Origin of the sequence: Dokdonella sp., from assembly GCF_019634775.1 — a bacterium.
Lineage (GTDB): Bacteria > Pseudomonadota > Gammaproteobacteria > Xanthomonadales > Rhodanobacteraceae > Dokdonella.
Genome location: NZ_JAHCAS010000001.1, coordinates 2487225 through 2504092, shown reverse-complemented (window position 1 = coordinate 2504092; position 16868 = coordinate 2487225). Strand labels below are relative to the sequence as shown.

12 protein-coding genes and 1 pseudogene are annotated in these 16868 nt (G+C 64.0%); 4 read left to right on the top strand and 9 right to left on the bottom strand.

The features are described from left to right. Window positions 1-164, top strand: a pseudogene (locus KF907_RS10840) (IS3 family transposase); the annotation flags it as partial. 81 nt (window positions 165-245) lie between these two features. Continuing rightward, the gene (locus KF907_RS10835; protein WP_291220180.1) at window positions 246-440 is read left to right on the top strand and encodes a hypothetical protein; all 195 of its coding nucleotides are present in this window, start codon (window positions 246-248) and stop codon (window positions 438-440) included. 52 nt (window positions 441-492) lie between these two features. On the opposite strand, the gene KF907_RS10830 is transcribed toward KF907_RS10835, so the two are convergent. From KF907_RS10830 to KF907_RS10820, 3 genes are all read right to left on the bottom strand, one after another. Further along, window positions 493-933 (bottom strand): hypothetical protein, encoded by a 441-nt coding sequence (locus tag KF907_RS10830; RefSeq protein WP_291220178.1) that lies wholly within the window; start codon window positions 931-933, stop codon window positions 493-495. Between the two features lie 7 nt (window positions 934-940). Continuing rightward, window positions 941-2251: an RHS repeat domain-containing protein gene (locus tag KF907_RS10825; protein ID WP_291220176.1), complete on the bottom strand. Its 1311-nt coding sequence runs from the start codon at window positions 2249-2251 to the stop codon at window positions 941-943. A 722-nt stretch (window positions 2252-2973) separates the two neighbouring features. Next, on the bottom strand, window positions 2974-3633 hold the full coding sequence (locus KF907_RS10820) for a hypothetical protein (protein WP_291220174.1): 660 nt from the start codon (window positions 3631-3633) through the stop codon (window positions 2974-2976). A 216-nt stretch (window positions 3634-3849) separates the two neighbouring features. Between KF907_RS10820 and KF907_RS10815 the strand changes: the two genes are divergently transcribed. Beyond that, a protein-coding gene (locus KF907_RS10815; RefSeq protein WP_291220172.1) for an IS3 family transposase occupies window positions 3850-4991 on the top strand; the annotation gives its coding sequence in 2 pieces (ribosomal slippage) (window positions 3850-4108 and window positions 4108-4991; 1143 coding nt in all). Here the strand turns inward: KF907_RS10815 and KF907_RS10810 are convergent. Both KF907_RS10810 and KF907_RS10805 read right to left on the bottom strand, forming a co-directional pair. Further along, complete coding sequence (locus KF907_RS10810; protein WP_291220171.1) at window positions 4988-6517, bottom strand: RHS repeat-associated core domain-containing protein; 1530 nt, start codon at window positions 6515-6517, stop codon at window positions 4988-4990. The genes KF907_RS10815 and KF907_RS10810 overlap by 4 nt on opposite strands. Window positions 6518-6627: 110 nt before the next feature. Beyond that, window positions 6628-7260: a hypothetical protein gene (locus KF907_RS10805; RefSeq protein ID WP_291220169.1), complete on the bottom strand. Its 633-nt coding sequence runs from the start codon at window positions 7258-7260 to the stop codon at window positions 6628-6630. Between the two features lie 239 nt (window positions 7261-7499). Between KF907_RS10805 and KF907_RS10800 the strand changes: the two genes are divergently transcribed. After that, window positions 7500-8641, top strand: a protein-coding gene (locus tag KF907_RS10800; protein ID WP_291220167.1) for an IS3 family transposase whose coding sequence is annotated in 2 segments (ribosomal slippage) — window positions 7500-7758 and window positions 7758-8641 — 1143 coding nt in all. Because the reading frame shifts where the segments join, the coding sequence is not laid out codon by codon here. Window positions 8642-8926: 285 nt separating this feature from the next. On the opposite strand, the gene KF907_RS10795 is transcribed toward KF907_RS10800, so the two are convergent. From KF907_RS10795 to KF907_RS10780, 4 genes are all read right to left on the bottom strand, one after another. Next, the gene (locus tag KF907_RS10795; RefSeq protein WP_291220165.1) at window positions 8927-9313 is read right to left on the bottom strand and encodes a hypothetical protein; all 387 of its coding nucleotides are present in this window, start codon (window positions 9311-9313) and stop codon (window positions 8927-8929) included. Next, window positions 9294-13667: an RHS repeat domain-containing protein gene (locus KF907_RS10790; protein WP_291220163.1), complete on the bottom strand. Its 4374-nt coding sequence runs from the start codon at window positions 13665-13667 to the stop codon at window positions 9294-9296. Before KF907_RS10790 ends, KF907_RS10795 begins: the two co-directional genes overlap by 20 nt. A 297-nt stretch (window positions 13668-13964) precedes the next feature. After that, window positions 13965-15860 (bottom strand): FG-GAP repeat domain-containing protein, encoded by a 1896-nt coding sequence (locus KF907_RS10785; protein ID WP_291220162.1) that lies wholly within the window; start codon window positions 15858-15860, stop codon window positions 13965-13967. Continuing rightward, the gene (locus KF907_RS10780; protein ID WP_291220161.1) at window positions 15781-16530 is read right to left on the bottom strand and encodes a SpvB/TcaC N-terminal domain-containing protein; all 750 of its coding nucleotides are present in this window, start codon (window positions 16528-16530) and stop codon (window positions 15781-15783) included. Before KF907_RS10780 ends, KF907_RS10785 begins: the two co-directional genes overlap by 80 nt. Between the last annotated feature and the right edge of the window lie 338 nt (window positions 16531-16868).

Genomic DNA, 16868 nt, shown 5'->3' with positions numbered 1-16868 from the left:
ACCCCTGGAAGACGAAGGCGGCGGTGCAACTGGCGACGCTGGAATGGGTGTCGTGGTTCAACACCCAGCGCCTCCTCGGATCGATCGGCCATATCCCGCCGGCAGAGGCTGAGGCAAACTACTACCGGCAACTCGCCGAGAGGCCCGTTGCCGAGCTGGTCTGACTTAAACCAAACAGCCTCCACGAAAGCCGGGGTGGTTCAGTCCTGCGCAAGCTCGCCGTCGCGCTCGGTGTCAGCGCCGACGTGCTGCTGTTCGACAAGGACGAGCGCGGACCTGACGACGATCTGCGGCTGCACTTCGAGACGCTGGCCCAGCTGCCCGACGAGGACAAGAACGCCATCAAGGCGCTGATCGAGGGCCTGATCGCCAAGCACCGCGCCCGGCAGATCGTCGGCGAGTTCGGCGCTGGCGCCGACAAGCGGACCGCCAGCCGCTGAAACGACGAAGCCCCGCGCGATTGGCGCGGGGCTTCGTTGACGCAACTACATGTTAGGACGATGGATTGAGGCCGGCATCATCGCGTTTGCGAAAGAGCACAACATTGAGAACCAGCCACCCACTCCACATGGCTATCTTGACGAGCATGACAGTCGGGAAGGGCTGGACGCCAACTTCCAATAGATAGCTGATCAGCTCAGAAATCTCTGCGAGAGTGAACGCCAGAGCGAAGTACGGGAGCAATGGCAAAGCCCTGCGCCGCCCACTCAAGCCAACGGCAGCGAGGCCGCCCATCGCAACAGCGACGATGAGTTCAGCGGCTGCAATCACTTGAATGCGAACCGACCACACCGGCACCAATTCTCCGGTTAGCTCAAACACCGCTTGATCGTAGCCAGCGAGAAGAACAAGCGCCTTCCCCAGCGCGATCCACCCAGCCAGAAAGACGGTAGCAATCAAGACGGCTGACGAAATAGCGAGACGGTTGATCATGACTTCCCTACCTTCCGTTCAGCGCACGCGGACCGTAGTAGTACGTGTGACCACCCGTTTGCTGGATGACATGGAAGGCCGACGGGTGAACCGTCGTCATCAGCCCATCCTTCGGGCTGGGTCCCATCTGCGCTTGTCCAGGCATGCATCGATTGAAGCAAACATCGAAAGGATGCGAGTGGTAGACGACATCAAGCGAATATCCGCTAATCGCGGGAGGCGGCATGTACGGGATGTGCCCGAACGTAAGCGAGTCCCAGCGGAAAACCGGCTGCGGCATATCGACGAACTTCGCAGGACCGCTTCCAGAGTCCGGCGTGTATCCATAGAAGCCCTGCTCTTTGTTTGGACCCCAACGGTCTGATGCTGCCATCGTGGCGTCCATCTTCTCCCCGATCTCGGGATACCTATTCAGCAACTCGGCGAACTCTTCCGGAGCATCTGTCCTGTACGGAACGCCGCCAGCACTCGTCTTTCGCGCATCGTACCCGAGTTCGCCACGGCCTCGCCGAGCCATCTGCCCAAACGCATAACTAAACGCCGCCGTCACCGCCCCATTTGCGAAAGCTGCGCCATCGATGCGAGCCGCCACTGCCCCAATCTCATCCGCATCCGTGGAAAACGCCTTCGCTATCCGGTTCGCAAGGTCCGCTCCGTTCCTCGGCCCCTTCCCCGGCGGTACACCACCCGCGGTCAATCCCGCACGCAACCCCGCAGTTGCACCCATCAGGAACATCTTGTCGCTGTATTCCTGGCAGTGTCCCACTCCCATGCAACTGCTCGTTTGCGCATGGATCCGCGAGAGCATGTAACGACCGATGCGGCTCATGTACCCACTCGGATCCGTCCCCGCCAACGGATTGTTCAGGATGTACGAGTACGGATTCAGGCTCTGGCTGTTGCTCGGGAACTGGATGATCGGGTCCACGCCGAGGAAGCGTCCCAGCGCGTAGTCGTAGATCCGCCCGTTCATGTGGATCACGCGGCCTTCGTCGATGTGGCCGTGGCCCGTGAAGCCGCGTTCGGTCAGCGTGCCCAGCAGCAGGCGGCCCGCTTCCGGTGTCTTGCCGTTGTCCTTGAAGTTTCCTTCCCGCGGCTTGCCGAAGGCGTCGTAGCTCTTGAGCAGGCCCTTGTACGGATTGTTCGGCAGCACTCCCACCAGCGAGCCCAGCCGGTCGCGGGTGACGTAGACGACTTCCTCGTTGGCGCCGGCCCGCGTCACGATCACCGGACCCAGTTCGTGCCGGTGACGCGGACTGGACACTACTCCCGCCCCGCTCACCTTCTCGTAGCCGCGCACGCCCAGCCGCGTCGTCACGCCGCTGCCCGTCACTTCCTCGTAGCGCGCGCCCGTCGCCGCCTGCGGCGGCTGACTTTCTGTCTGGAGCGCCGGTCACGGATGGAGCGCCCGAACCATCGCCAGCCACCCCGAAAAAGGGAGAAGCGGAGGCGTGGGTGGGCATCCTTCAAAAACAATCGCCGAAGGCGCTGATGCGGCACCGCACGCCCACCCACGCCGCAGCGCAACGAGCCCGCCCCGCAGCGCAGCGGAGGGGTCTGCGGCCGCGTCTGACGCGAAGCGGCAGCGGGAGCGGCCGACGGGCGGAACCAACACAACGAAGGGAGCGGCTGGAGGCCGGAGCGACGTGGCGAGGAACGAGCCGCCGAGCGCAGGCCGGAAGACTAGCGACCGCCCCCCGAACCACCCCCGCGCGAGCGACGGCGCGATGCCTGCGGGGGCGCTTTCGTTCGCCACGGCGAAGCCGCACTTCGCCCCATCCGCAGGCAGCGTGACGGAGCGGTCGATTGCCGGACAGCCAGGTAGCCGTCGCTTCGCGCGACAGCGGTGCAGCGCCCGAACGTCCGATGGATGTCCGCCCCTCGCACGATGCGCCACCCCTGCGCCAGCCTTCGGACACTTCCAGCCTAACGCCTGTTAGGGGACAGGCTTCCTCTCTCAAAAAGCGCGGTCGAACTGAACGCGCAAACTCTTTTCAGCGCGTGCTTTCGGCGTGCTGAGTTTTCGACGGTGAAGCGGACTCACATGAAGAAGGAGCCCGTTGGCAGGTTAACCAAACCATGTGCTTCAATTTCGGAAGCCAGAGTATCCTCCAAGGCATTTCGGTCGCCTGCCATTCCATCCACCCGAGCAAGCCATCCCGATGTTCCTCCGATCTTGTCAGTAACGAAAGAAGGCCACGATTTCAGTATCGCTTCTGCCTCTCGCAGCGTCTTTTCAAAATCCACTCCGCTCCATGCATGAAGCAGAACTCGATCCTCAAGAACCGATGGCCAGTAAGGTGATTGCTGCTGACGCAGCCATTTGGCGCACGCATCGTCAAATTGCGAAAGCTTCAAATCTCCCTCGAAAGGAAGCAGAGCCAATGCGCGCATTTTGGTCGCACTCTCCGCCAGTTTGGACTCGTGGAACTTCACAGAGACGGCTGCGTCCGTGCCGTTTGCTGCCTTCAATTGCACCGCTAACGACAGGCTGATTGTTGGGAACTGACGAAGCAAACAATGGCTGTGGAAGGTGGGTTTGTAGATGTCGCCAGATGAGGCTCGGTTCAGGCACAACCCTACCAAAATGGGACCACACCTCCGCAGGAGATGTAGCGGCTTATAAACTCCCAAACTTGGGAACTCATTCTGCCAGTCTTTCGTGATGCTCTTGGCTTGCGCTGCGGATATTTTCATCATGGACGAACCGGAATGATCTGCTGAATCCCCAACGGCCCTTGGGTAGTAATCTTGTTCACTTGAGCGAGCGAGAGAACCGCGTTTCCGAACTTGTAGTCAAAAACGGTTCCGGTCGCTGGCTCCCAAACATCAAGGCGCGCACTACCTCGATGATCTTGCTCCCGCTCGACGGACACCCGGTTAAGCGATTCACTATCGCAAACCGAGGTGGACATCATGGCAACGAAGACGGCAGGACGGAAGGCGCGGCGGTCGCGCTTCAGCGCGGAGTTCAAGCAGCAGGCATTGCTGAGGGCGGTGAAGGACGGGGTGCCGGCGGCGGCGCAGGAGCTGGGCCTGGCGCCGGCGCAGCTGTACGCGTGGCGATCCAAGGCGCAGCAGCAGGGCCAGAACGACGAAGCGCAGCGGCTGCAGCAGTCAGAGCTGGCGCGGCTGCGGCGTGAGCTGGCGCGGGTGGAAGAGGAGAACGCCTTCCTAAAAAAGGCGGCGGCGTACTTCGCGAAGCAGCCGAAGTGAAGTACGCAACGATGAGGGAACACGAGGGCGAGTTCGCGGTGCGGTTGATGTGCCGGGTGCTGTCGGTGTCGGCGAGCGGGTACTACGACTGGCGCAAGCGGGGCGCATCGAAGCGGGCACAGGCGCGAGCCGCGCTGGATGCGCAGGTGGAAGCGGAGTTCAAGGCCCACAAGGGCCGCGCCGGTGCGCCGCGGCTGTCGCGTCACCTGCATCGAGGACGTCGGCAGGTGGCGATGAGCCTGCGTCGTCAGGGCCTGCGTGCCAAGGCCGCGCGGAAGTTCACGGCGACGACGAACTCGAACCACGCGCTGCCGGTGGCGGAGAACCGGCTGCAGCAGAACTTCACGGTGGAGCGGGCCAATCAGGCATGGGTGGGCGACATCACGTTCATCGGCACGGACGAGGGCTGGCTGTACCTGGCGGTGGTGATGGACCTGTACTCGCGTCGGATCGTGGGCTGGTCGATGGGCGATCGCATGCCGGCCTCGTTGGTGTGCGACGCGCTGCGCATGGCGCTGTTCAACCGCAGGATGCCGCGCGGCGTCCTCATGCACACCGATCGCGGCAGCCAGTACTGCTCGCACGAGCACCGCGACCTCCTCGACCAGCATGGCCTGATCGCCAGCATGAGCGCCAAAGGCAACTGCTACGACAACGCGGCGATGGAAAGCTGGAACCACAGCCTCAAGGTCGAGGCGATCCACGGCGAGCGCTTCGCCACGCGCGAGCAGGCGCGTGCGCACGTGTTCGAGTACATCGAGGTTGACTACAATCGAAACCGCCTGCACTCGACTCTTGGCTATCTCAGTCCGGAGCAGTTCGAGCAGGCAAACGCTGCTTAGGCGGGTGTCCGTGAAACGGGGGCAGGATCACGAGTCCCATACGTCGCTGGAGCATTTCCAAGCCACGAAGTTTCCGTTTGCAGCCCTCGCTGCCCGTAGATGTTTTGGTAACGAGTCAGCAATTCATCGGCGTAGCCGTGCTTCAAGGTGCCAGCTCTCGGCCCGAGACCGAGACCTTGTCGAGTTCCCCAAGCCTCCGCTCGGGTTGCGACACTTTGAACAAGCTCAGCATTGGTCAGTGGCGTCTTTGCAGCTTGCGCCCCTCGCCATCCAACGATCAAGTTCTTTGTCGTAACGACGACCCTCGCCACACCCATACCCGCCAGCGCACCAGCCGCGGGTTCAGCCCCGAACATCCTGACGATTTTCCTCGCATCTCGCCTGACAACCTCATCCGCCATCGCCCTGCGCATCTGCTGCTCGGCCATCGCCCGCAGCTCCCAAGCGGACCAAGCGCCATTCGGTGTTACAACAAGGGGCTCATAGGGCGGGGCCGCCGGTATCAAGTAGTCCGAGCCGGCCGAGAACTGGAATGTTCCGTTCAGCCGAGCCTGCGTCCTGAGGATGTCCGATGCCAATGGCGTCAACTTGCTTTCTTTGGTCGTGACAGCGCCCTGATTCTCATGGCCGTTCGAGCGGACGACGGGACGACCGCTGGAGTCCGATGCACCAATCGACACGACACCCGTGTCATCACAGTTGTCCCGGGCGACGTGTGAGCCGGTGCATTGCACCTTCTCCGACTTGTACCCACTCGGATCCGTCCCCGCCAACGGATTGTTCAGGATGTACGAGTACGGATTCAGGCTCTGGCTGTTGGCCGGGAACTGGATGATCGGGTCCACGCCGAGGAAGCGTCCCAGCGCGTAGTCGTAGATCCGCCCGTTCATGTGGATCACGCGGCCTTCGTCGATGTGGCCGTGGCCCGTGAAGCCGCGTTCGGTCAGCGTGCCCAGCAGCAGGCGGCCCGCTTCCGGTGTCTTGCCGTTGTCCTTGAAGTTTCCTTCCCGCGGCTTGCCGAAGGCGTCGTAGCTCTTGAGCAGGCCCTTGTACGGATTGTTCGGCAGCACTCCCACCAGCGAGCCCAGCCGGTCGCGGGTGACGTAGACGACTTCCTCGTTGGCGCCGGCCCGCGTCACGATCACCGGACCCAGTTCGTGCCGGTGACGCGGACTGGACACTACTCCCGCCCCGCTCACCTTCTCGTAGCCGCGCACGCCCAGCCGCGTCGTCACGCCGCTGCCCGTCACTTCCTCGTAGCGCGCGCCCGTCGCCGCGTAGCGGAACGCCGTGCTGCCCGGGTGCGGCGAGCCGGTCCGCTGGACCCGTCGCGGCAGGTTCTGGAAGTCGTACACCGCGCTCAGCTCGTTGCCGTGGGTCACGTTGCCGGCCGCGTCGCAGCCATACGTGCGCGCCGGTGCCGGTGCGTTGCGCGCCACCACGTTGCTTCGATCGATGCCAACAGATCCCGCAAGCCCGCGCGCCATGAAATTATTCACCGGTGCACCATGGAACGCCAGACGCATGCTCGACAGCGACCCCTCACCGGCCTGACCGCGCGCATAGCGCAATGCTAACGACGCGCGACGTGCGAGTTCACTGAAATCTTGGGTGTCCCGATCGCCGCGTGCTCGTCTTACTCTTCAACAAAAGAGCGTAGCACGGCATCGATATCACGCTTGCGCACTTCCAGCCATACCGGATCCGACTGCATGCGATTGCGGTCCAAAGCGAAGACCAAGCTCACCAACGCATCATCGTCCAATCGGCGGGTATAAAGAAAGGTGTAACCGAAGATTGAACGCGGGCTCTCGCGTACTGCCCAATCCATCTCTCCTACCCTTTCAAGGCGAACCTCCCAAGAAGTTTCCACTCCTTTCCTTATGAAATCGACAAGATCATCTTTATTCTCTGGAACGTTACCCATTTTTTCTGGCACAGAAACAACATCCAAAGAAATCTTGAAATCACCAAATTCTCTCCCGAGCGTTGTACTCTTCCCATATTGCCGAGCAAACAAGGATCGCGCCTTAAAATTCGGCGAGCTTGTCCTGGGAACGATCAACGGCCCTAGATCAGTAGGAGCTGCACTCTTTCCACCCGCCGGAACGGATATTCGAATCTTCCGAAAATTCACCTCAACTTGGTAATCGATGCGAACCGAAGGGTCGGGGCCGCGCCCTCCTGACCATCCCGCCGCCATGCACCCTCCTGTCGCAAGCACGCTCACGAGCAACGCACTACAGCCAAAGAGCTTCAAGGTTTGCATGTTGAACCTGCCTTGCCACATGGGTATGTATGCTGACTCGAATTCGGTCCCATAAACAACCCCGGCGCTGACAGCAGGGACGCCCCGATGCGGAATGGGTTCCCAGTGTTAAGCCCCAGCAGGTAGTGCACAAGATCAGCGCCCTGAGCACGAATCGCCACGTTGCCCCGATCTGATCTTGCTCCCGCTCGACGGACACCCGGTTAAGCGATTCACTATCGCAAACCGAGGTGGACATCATGGCAACGAAGACGGCAGGACGGAAGGCGCGGCGGTCGCGCTTCGGCGCGGAGTTCAAGCAGCAGGCATTGCTGAGGGCGGTGAAGGACGGGGTGCCGGCGGCGGCGCAGGAGCTGGGCCTGGCGCCGGCGCAGCTGTACGCGTGGCGATCCAAGGCGCAGCAGCAGGGCCAGAACGACGAAGCGCAGCGGCTGCAGCAGTCAGAGCTGGCGCGGCTGCGGCGTGAGCTGGCGCGGGTGGAAGAGGAGAACGCCTTCCTAAAAAAGGCGGCGGCGTACTTCGCGAAGCAGCCGAAGTGAAGTACGCAACGATGAGGGAACACGAGGGCGAGTTCGCGGTGCGGTTGATGTGCCGGGTGCTGTCGGTGTCGGCGAGCGGGTACTACGACTGGCGCAAGCGGGGCGCATCGAAGCGGGCACAGGCGCGAGCCGCGCTGGATGCGCAGGTGGAAGCGGAGTTCAAGGCCCACAAGGGCCGCGCCGGTGCGCCGCGGCTGTCGCGTCACCTGCATCGAGGACGTCGGCAGGTGGCGATGAGCCTGCGTCGCCAGGGCCTGCGTGCCAAGGCCGCGCGGAAGTTCACGGCGACGACGAACTCGAACCACGCGCTGCCGGTGGCGGAGAACCGACTGCAGCAGAACTTCACGGTGGAGCGGGCCAATCAGGCATGGGTGGGCGACATCACGTTCATCGGCACGGACGAGGGCTGGCTGTACCTGGCGGTGGTGATGGACCTGTACTCGCGTCGGATCGTGGGCTGGTCGATGGGCGATCGCATGCCGGCCTCGCTGGTGTGCGACGCGCTGCGCATGGCGCTGTTCAACCGCAGGATGCCGCGCGGCGTCCTCATGCACACCGATCGCGGCAGCCAGTACTGCTCGCACGAGCACCGCGACCTCCTCGACCAGCATGGCCTGATCGCCAGCATGAGCGCCAAGGGCAACTGCTACGACAACGCGGCGATGGAAAGCTGGAACCACAGCCTCAAGGTCGAGGCGATCCACGGCGAGCGCTTCGCCACGCGCGAGCAGGCGCGTGCGCACGTGTTCGAGTACATCGAGGTTGACTACAATCGAAACCGCCTGTACTCAACTCTTGGCTATCTCAGTCCGGAGCAGTTCGAGAAGGCAAACGCTGCTTAGGCGGGTGTCCGTGAAACGGGGGCAGGATCACTGTCCATCAAATCCTGAGAACTCCACACAGCGCGAGGTGCAGTGGTAGAAGCTGGGCTGGCCGGCACAGACGAGGCGATGGCGAGCGGTGGTCATGCCCGCCATCATCACCGAGCCAACGCACGCGGCGTGTAGGAAATCTCCGACACGCCGCGCGCGAAATCACTGGAATTGTGGCGGAATTGTGGCGGTCTCGGTCGTCGGTCCGGTCGTCGCCGGGAATGGATCGCGGTATCCCCGGTTCTCGTATCCAGCTTATGGGCTTGTGTAGAACGTCTCCATATGAACATGGATTATCTTTTTTTCTGACGACATATCTATGATGAACCCGTATCCCTTGCGGTCCGAATCAATATTTTCTCTTTGAACAAAGAAGATTATTCTTCTTGTTGATTCTGATGCCGGCACGGGACCAGATGATGGTGGTTGGTTCAGGTCACTCAAGTCTATGGTTTTGAACTCAATATCTCGTTGATCAAGTTCTTTGACTAGCGCCGATTCTTCGGCGCCTACCATTGCGACCATTAAAATATCATTTTTTGTTTTTTCTAACTGATCTTCATGATTGTGGTGGTGGCATCCGTTCATAAGTGAGGTCGCAGCTAAAAAAGAAAGCAATGAGCTATTTTTTGAACGGAGCATAGCGCACTCCTAAAGTTCTATCCCACGCTGGAACGTTCGTTCCTGACACTGGTGATAAGCGCGCCCCAGAGAAGGATGAGGCCGCATCAAAAGCAAATGAGTTAGAATTTCTTGTGAATGGATTATAGCTTACTTTGGCTGCGTTGACGGCATTGCCATATCCGACGAAATATTCCATCACTTCTGACATTGGCCTTTGTGTCGTACCGACTACTTGCGTGGCAAATCTTCGGCTGCTGAAATCAGACAGCATCGCTGGGTGATTGCCCCAAGCGGCTTCGACATGGCCCCAACTTCCGCCACTACTTCCAGAAGCGTTTGGCGATTGTGCCTCATACCGTGCCGAGGATATATCTCCACCCGCCCTATCGCTCGGTCCGGCGCGAATTCCCCACGTTTCGCCTTCGGGTCCGATTACCGCAATATAGGCGTGATTGTAGTCCCCCCATGCATCGGTGTAGTGCAATTCCACTCTCGTTTCAGGAGCTTGGGAGTGGTTTTCATCATTAAACGCCCTCGAAAACGCCGCCGTCACCGCCCCATTTGCGAAAGCTGCGCCATCGATGCGAGCCGCCACTGCCCCAATCTCATCCGCATCCGTGGAAAACGCCTTCGCTATCCGGTTCGCAAGGTCCGCTCCGTTCCTCGGCCCCTTCCCCGGCGGTACACCACCCGCGGTCAATCCCGGACGCAGCCCCGCGGTTGCACCCATCAGGAACGTCTTGTCGCTGTATTCCTGGCAGTGTCCCACTCCCATGCAACTGCCCGTTTGCGCATGGATCCGCGAGAGCATGTAACGACCGATGCGGCTCATGTACCCACTCGGATCCGTCCCCGCCAACGGATTGTTCAGGATGTAGCTGTACGGATTCAGGCTCTGGCTGTTGGCCGGGAACTGGATGATCGGGTCCACGCCGAGGAAGCGTCCCAGCGCGTAGTCGTAGATCCGCCCGTTCATGTGGATCACGCGGCCTTCGTCGATGTGGCCGTGGCCCGTGAAGCCGCGTTCGGTCAGCGTGCCCAGCAGCAGGCGGCCCGCTTCCGGTGTCTTGCCGTTGTCCTTGAAGTTTCCTTCCCGCGGCTTGCCGAAGGCGTCGTAGCTCTTGAGCAGGCCCTTGTACGGATTGTTCGGCAGCACTCCCACCAGCGAGCCCAGCCGGTCGCGGGTGACGTAGACGACTTCCTCGTTGGCGCCGGCCCGCGTCACGATCACCGGACCCAGTTCGTGCCGGTGACGCGGACTGGACACTACTCCCGCCCCGCTCACCTTCTCGTAGCCGCGCACGCCCAGCCGCGTCGTCACGCCGCTGCCCGTCACTTCCTCGTAGCGCGCGCCCGTCGCCGCGTAGCGGAACGCCGTGCTGCCCGGGTGCGGCGAGCCGGTCCGCTGGACCCGTCGCGGCAGGTTCTGGAAGTCGTACACCGCGCTCAGCTCGTTGCCGTGGGTCACGTTGCCGGCCGCGTCGCAGCCATACGTGCGCGCCGCCAACGGCGCGGGCCGGGCCACCGAGGTCACCGCGTGCGGGCCGCAGCCGTTGCCGCCGTAGGCATAGCTCCCCGGCGTGGCCTGGCCGTTGTCGCTCTTGTAGCTCAGGTTGCCCGAGGCGCTGTAGCCCAGGCTCACCGGCGCCGGCGAGCCCGGCACGCCGATCCGGGTCGACTGCGTCAGCCGTTGCAGGCGGTCGTAGGCGTAGGTCTCCTGCACCGTCTGCGGCGTGCCCAGGTTCATCGCGCGCTGCTGGCTCGTCAGGTTCCCGAAGCTGTCGTAGGCGTACTGGAACTGGTCGAACAGCACGGCGTTGTTCGTCCAGCGCTTCTGTTGCGACTGGCCCGTGCTCGCGTAGCTCGTGTGCGTGCCGACGATCCCGTTGCCGAAAGTCTCCCCGCTGGTGGCGCCCCACGCGTCCTGGGACGTCGCCGTCCACCACGTGAAACCCGTACTCGCGTTCGACAGGCTGTTCGCATACCCGTCCGCCGTGTAGCCCGTGCGCACGGACAGGCCGCTCGGATACGTCACCGTGTCCTCGCGACCATAGGTGGGGTCATAGGCGTAGCCGGTCGTCCACGGAGACTCGCCTTCCATCGTCGTCGTCTGGCTCGACAGCCGCTTCGTCGTCGACTCCCAGGCGTAGCTCTCCTGCCACACCACCGGCAGGCCCAGGCCGCGCTGGCGCCGCTGCACACCGAGCAGGCCCGCGCCGCCGTTCGCGCCCGGCGGGTCGTACTCCCAGGTGTCGCGCACGCTCTCCGCCGGCAGCCCCGCGCCGGCCGGGTTCGTGCTCGTGCGCTGGATCAGGCGGCCCAGCGCGTCATAGGTGTGCGTCGTCGTCACGTTGCGCGCGTCGGTCTGCGTCAGCACCTGGCCGAAGCCGTCATACGTGAAGCTCGCGCTGCCTGCGTTCGGGTCCATGCGGTGGGTGCGATGGCCGAGGTCGTTGTAGCTCGCCCGCGTGACGTGGCCTTCCGCATCCTGCGCCGCCACCGGGTTGCCCGCGCCGTCGTACCAGTACTTCACCGTCCCGCCCAGCGCATCCTCGGTCCTGACCAGACGGCCCAGCGCATCGTGCCAGCGCGCCATCGCCATGCACGGGCGGTTCGCCGGACACGGCGCCGTGCTCGAGAACGCCGTGCCCTGTACGCGGATGTCCGTGCGCGTGCCCGAGTAGGCGTACTTCGTCAGCACGTTGCCGTTGACCGGGTCCATCTCCGATCCGGGGGCCGTCTTCTGCTGCACACGGCCAAGTTGGTCGTACTGGTCGAACGTCGTCCAGTGAGCCGTGCCGCCGGCGAAGTGCGGCGTCGACTCGCGCGCCACGGTCCCCATGCGGTCGTACTCGGTCAGCGTCTGCACGAAGCTGCCGTTGAATCCGCGCACCGAACGCTTCACCGGGCGGCCCAGCTTGTCCGACCACGTCACCTGGGTCGGTGAGCCGGCCTTGACCGTCGTCGCGCGCATCGCGGCGAAGGTCTGGCCCGCGCCTTCGCCGTAGCCGCCCGGACAACTGCCCGTCGTCGGCGAGCAGCGGGTTAGGCTGACGTGCGTCACCGGCTCCAGCAGCGCGTTGTTCGTGCCGCGCGATTCCACCTGGATCGGACGGCCGAACGCGTCGTGCTGCGTCACCGCGCGCAGGCCGTTCGGGTCGATCACGCGCTTGACCTGGCCATCGCGCGGGCGCGTCTCCGTGGTCGTCAGGTGGCCGGCCGCGTTGGTGGTCTGCAACACGAAATAGCCATCCGCAGCGACGCTGGCGCCGTCCTTCGTGTAGTTGAGGAAGGTGCTGCGCGTGGGCGGACTCGCGCCCGAGGCAGTCTGCGTCACGCTCGAAGGCAGGCCATAGCTCGGGCTCGGATAACCGTAGACCGTCTGCACCTGCTGGTTCGGAATACCCGGCTGCACGGTCTGCGACTGCGGCGTGCGGTCGGCGTTCCAGGCATAACTCGTCGACACCGTGCGCGGCGGCGCGCTCGATCCCGAAGGCAGGGCGTGGCTGCCGGCGTAGCTGATCGACGTCGATACCGTGCTCGCATCGAGCTTGTCGATCCACCAGTTCGTCGCGTCGATCGTGTAGCTGTTTGCAGTGGTCGTGACGTGGCTGGCGACGAAGCTGCCGCCCGTGCCACCGTCGGCCACCGTCGTCACCTGGTTGCGCAGGTTGCCGTACGCATCCCAGCCCGATGACGACGCGCCCGCGCTGGTCGCGTTGACCGTCGTGGTGGTGCTGACCAGCGCACTCGAACCCGACTGCGCGGCGGCGAGGTCGTAGACCTGCACGACCTGGGTATCCAGGAACGGCGTGTACACCGTGTTCCCCACCGGCACCGTCGGGCACGCGCCCCGGTTCGACAACCCGCAGCGCCACGTGTTCGTCTCGCGGCGGAGCGGGCGTGTGCGCTGCAGGACAGGGGCGACTTCGACCGATTCCACGCGGCTGACCAGCGGGAACTTCTGGTGGAAGGTCGTGGTGATCCAGTGGCCGCGGCCCGTGGTGGCACTGACGGCGTTGGCCTCGATGATCCGCCGGAAGCCCTGGAATCCGCGGCCCATGCGGTTGTACATCGCCTCCTGATAGCCGTAGTACCAGGAGCGGGCGCCATAGGCGAGACTCGGGTCTTCGTGCTTGATGACGGCTGCCGTGCTGCGCGTCATGACCTGTACGACCGGCATCGACGACGTGAAGTAGAAGTGCCGGGCATCGACGTAGCGTTCCGCCGGATTGGCCGGCACGGAGTAGGGCACCGGAACCTCGGGCGGAAGGTTCGTCGGCGTCGGGTACGACAGCGGCAGGTAGCGCCAAGCGGTCCAGTCCTCCAGCGAGTTCGCGGTGCCCCACAGCAGATCGGCCGGGCGCGGCATGCCGGTGTTGCCGAGGTCGGTGCCGCGGCCTTCGGAGAGGAAGGCCTCGTTGTGGCGGTTGTAGTGACCCGTCAATGGCTGACCGTTCGGCAGCGTGGCCGGGCCATACACGCCATCGTTGACGACCAGGCAGGGGTCGAAACCGGCATCGCCGGCACCCACCTGGCGGTACTTGCAACCGACGCTCGTGAAGAGGTCGGTCACGCCGTCGCCATAGACATCGTCCGCGGATTCCCGGCTCAGCGATGCGACGAGATCGGTCGGCGTCACCCGGATCGAGATCGCCGCCGGCCCGGTCTACACGAAGCGCAGCGCACTCAACGTATAGGCGCTGCTGTCGAGCGCGCCCTGCCCCTGCGCGTAGAGCCCCCTGATTTCCTCGCCGGCCCAGTCGAGCGGCATGTTCAGGCCGCTGTCGGGTTCCTCGGCGCAGAGGTAGACGATGCACTGGCCCTGGGTATTCATGCTGCCGGGGCATTCGCTGGGAATGGGGGGCTGGCGCGTCGCGTAGGCGCACATCCGCGCCGCGAAGCCCGATGGCGCGAGCAGGTCGACCCGGCCGTCGCCGTCGACGTCCATGGCCGGCAGGCGATGGGCATAGCGCAGCCGGTCCTGGCTGCTCATCAGGCCGGCCGTACTGCCGGTATCGATCTGTGCTCCCAGCACGCCGCCGAGGTTGAGCCTGACCCTCCACGCGATGCTGGTGGTGGCGAATACGTAGTCATCCAGGCCATCGCCATTGACGTCGATCCAATGCGGCACGGTTCGCGCATTGCGCGCCTGCTCCGCTTGCGTCATGCCGATCGACGCCGCCGTGCTCGAGGTGAAGGTCGGCCCCGGCTGCGCACGGAGAATGCGATTGAACGTTTCCGTTCCGTCGGCCGTGCCGGACAGCTCGTGGATGAACAGGTCGGGCAGGCCGTCGCCGTCGAAGTCCGCGATGCGCTCGACGTACTCTCCGGTTCCCGAGGATCGCGCCAGGCAGACGGACGGACTGACCGCCTGCGCGAACGAGGCCGATGCGCCGACCGGCGCGCCGTCCGGGATCGTGTTGCGATGGACGAACACGCCGCGCTTGAATCCCTGCCCATCGCTGCCACAACTTGCATGTGGCCCGAAGGTGACCAGATCGGGCTTGCCGTCGCCATCGAAGTCGGCGAGCCGGGCGCGGAACCGGGGCGTGTCCGCGCCCGAGGGAATGTTGGTCGTCACGGTACGGAACGGATTGCCGACCGGCGCCTGGCCGGCCGGCAGGTTCCAGGCCAGGAGCGACAGCGGATTGCCGTGCGACAGGATCTCGCTGCGGCCATCGCCGTCGATGTCGACGACTTCGTAGGCATGGCCTCCCGGGAAGGCAAACAGGGTGCCCGTCACGTCGACCGCGGAACGCACCGAGCGGTCGGCCATCAACTGGATCAGGTAGGTGCGTGGCCCCGTCGCCGTCTGTACCTGGGCCAGCGATTCACGCGTGCCGTCGCCGTCGAAATCGGCGATCGTGCTGAACGCGAGCACGCTGCCGAGCGGCGTCCCTTCGAGGTTCTGCACCGGCAGGTCGGCCACCGTGTGGACACCGCCGCGCTCGACGTTCAACTGTGCGATCTGCTCCTGCTGAAGCGCTTCGAGTTCCTCCTGCGCGATCAGCGCGTCTTCGATGGTCCACGCCGATTGCGGCAGGTCGGGGATGACCAAGGGCTTGAACGCGAAGCGCGGCTTGTCGGCATGCTGGGCCGGGTTCTCGTCCCACCAGTCGAACTGGGTGGAGAAGTCCCTGCCGTTCTTGAGCAGGCAGGTTTCCTGCGCACCCTCGTACGCGCACTGGGTGAAGGTCTGCAGCAGGCTGCGTCCGGTCTGCCGGCTCGTCGACGCGGCAGGAAAATCGTGGTCGACATAACCGAATTTCCAGGCGGCGACCTTCTCCGTCGCGCTGGCCCAGGTTTCGATCCGTTGCAGGCGCTGACTCTGCAGGGTCAGGCCGCCGGCCACATAACTCGACGAAATATCGTTGGCGTAGTTCGAACCCGAGGGCAGCGGGCGCGCTTCGTAGACGAAGCGCACGCTGCGGTCACCGACCGTCGTGCCGAAGCCGGTGTAGTCGATGCGCGACAGCAGCACTTCACCGTTGCCGAAATTCGCGTAGGTGAAGAACTGGTTGTTGCCGACGCGATCCTCGTCCTTCTCGACGAGCCAGCTCATCGTGACGGCGACACCACCCGGTTGCACGCGCGCGTTGCGGCCCGAGGCCTGGCAGGCGCTGCCCGCGACCACCGCACCGTAGTGCTTCACCCGGCCGCCGCGCTCCTCGACCTTGAAGCAGGCCGCCGTACTGGGTGATGCGTGCGTAGCTGTCGATCTCGGTGCGGTACTCGGCACCGGCCGATCCGTATGCGCTGCCGGCCACGCGCACCAGTCGCTGGCCGTCGAGGCAGAGCCTGTCGTCCGCGCCAAGCGCCACGCCCTTGATGCGACCGTCCTGTTCCACGGTCTGCGCGCAGCGATGGATGGCACTGGATGCCGACAGCGACCAGCCCATGCCGGCGATGCCGTTGCCGCCACGGCTCGAATAGTTGAGTGAAACCGACGGCTGCATGCCGGCTCGTCCGGGCGGCACCGCCACCGGAATCGTGTAAACCGCGGCACCGCCGCTCACGCCGCTCTCCCCGGCTGCCGCACCCACCGTCGCGTCATGCGCCGGCGCCACATCCGCAACCGCGGCTGGTACCGGATGCGCCGGCCCGGCGTCGAACCCGTGTACCGGCGCGGACATCCACGAGCTGCCCGCTCCCAGCGTCAGCAGCAGGGTCGCCAGCAACGGCGCGAAGGGCGTGTGACCGCGATGCGGCTTGCACGGCGTACGCCCCGCCACCGAACGGTTCGGGCCGGGCGAGGAGGAAACAAAGGGAGAAAAAGAGAGAAAAACCGATGCGCGCGAGAGCGGGGAGTGAATGCCTTGCATGGCGCCTTCCCCTGGATAGCGATGGACGATCCCGTCACACCCCGGGCCCCTGTTCCCCGGAGTCCTGTTCCATTCCCGTGCCATGAATCGGCGCCCTGGAATGTCGCGCCGCAGAACCTCTTGCAACGCGAGGACGCGAACCTACGCGGCTTGGTGGATGTTCGCAAGGGCTATGCCGATCAAAAAAGAAAGCCCCGTGGCGATCAGGGGAAATCGCCACGGGGCCGGTGGCCGGGCACGATGGGGGA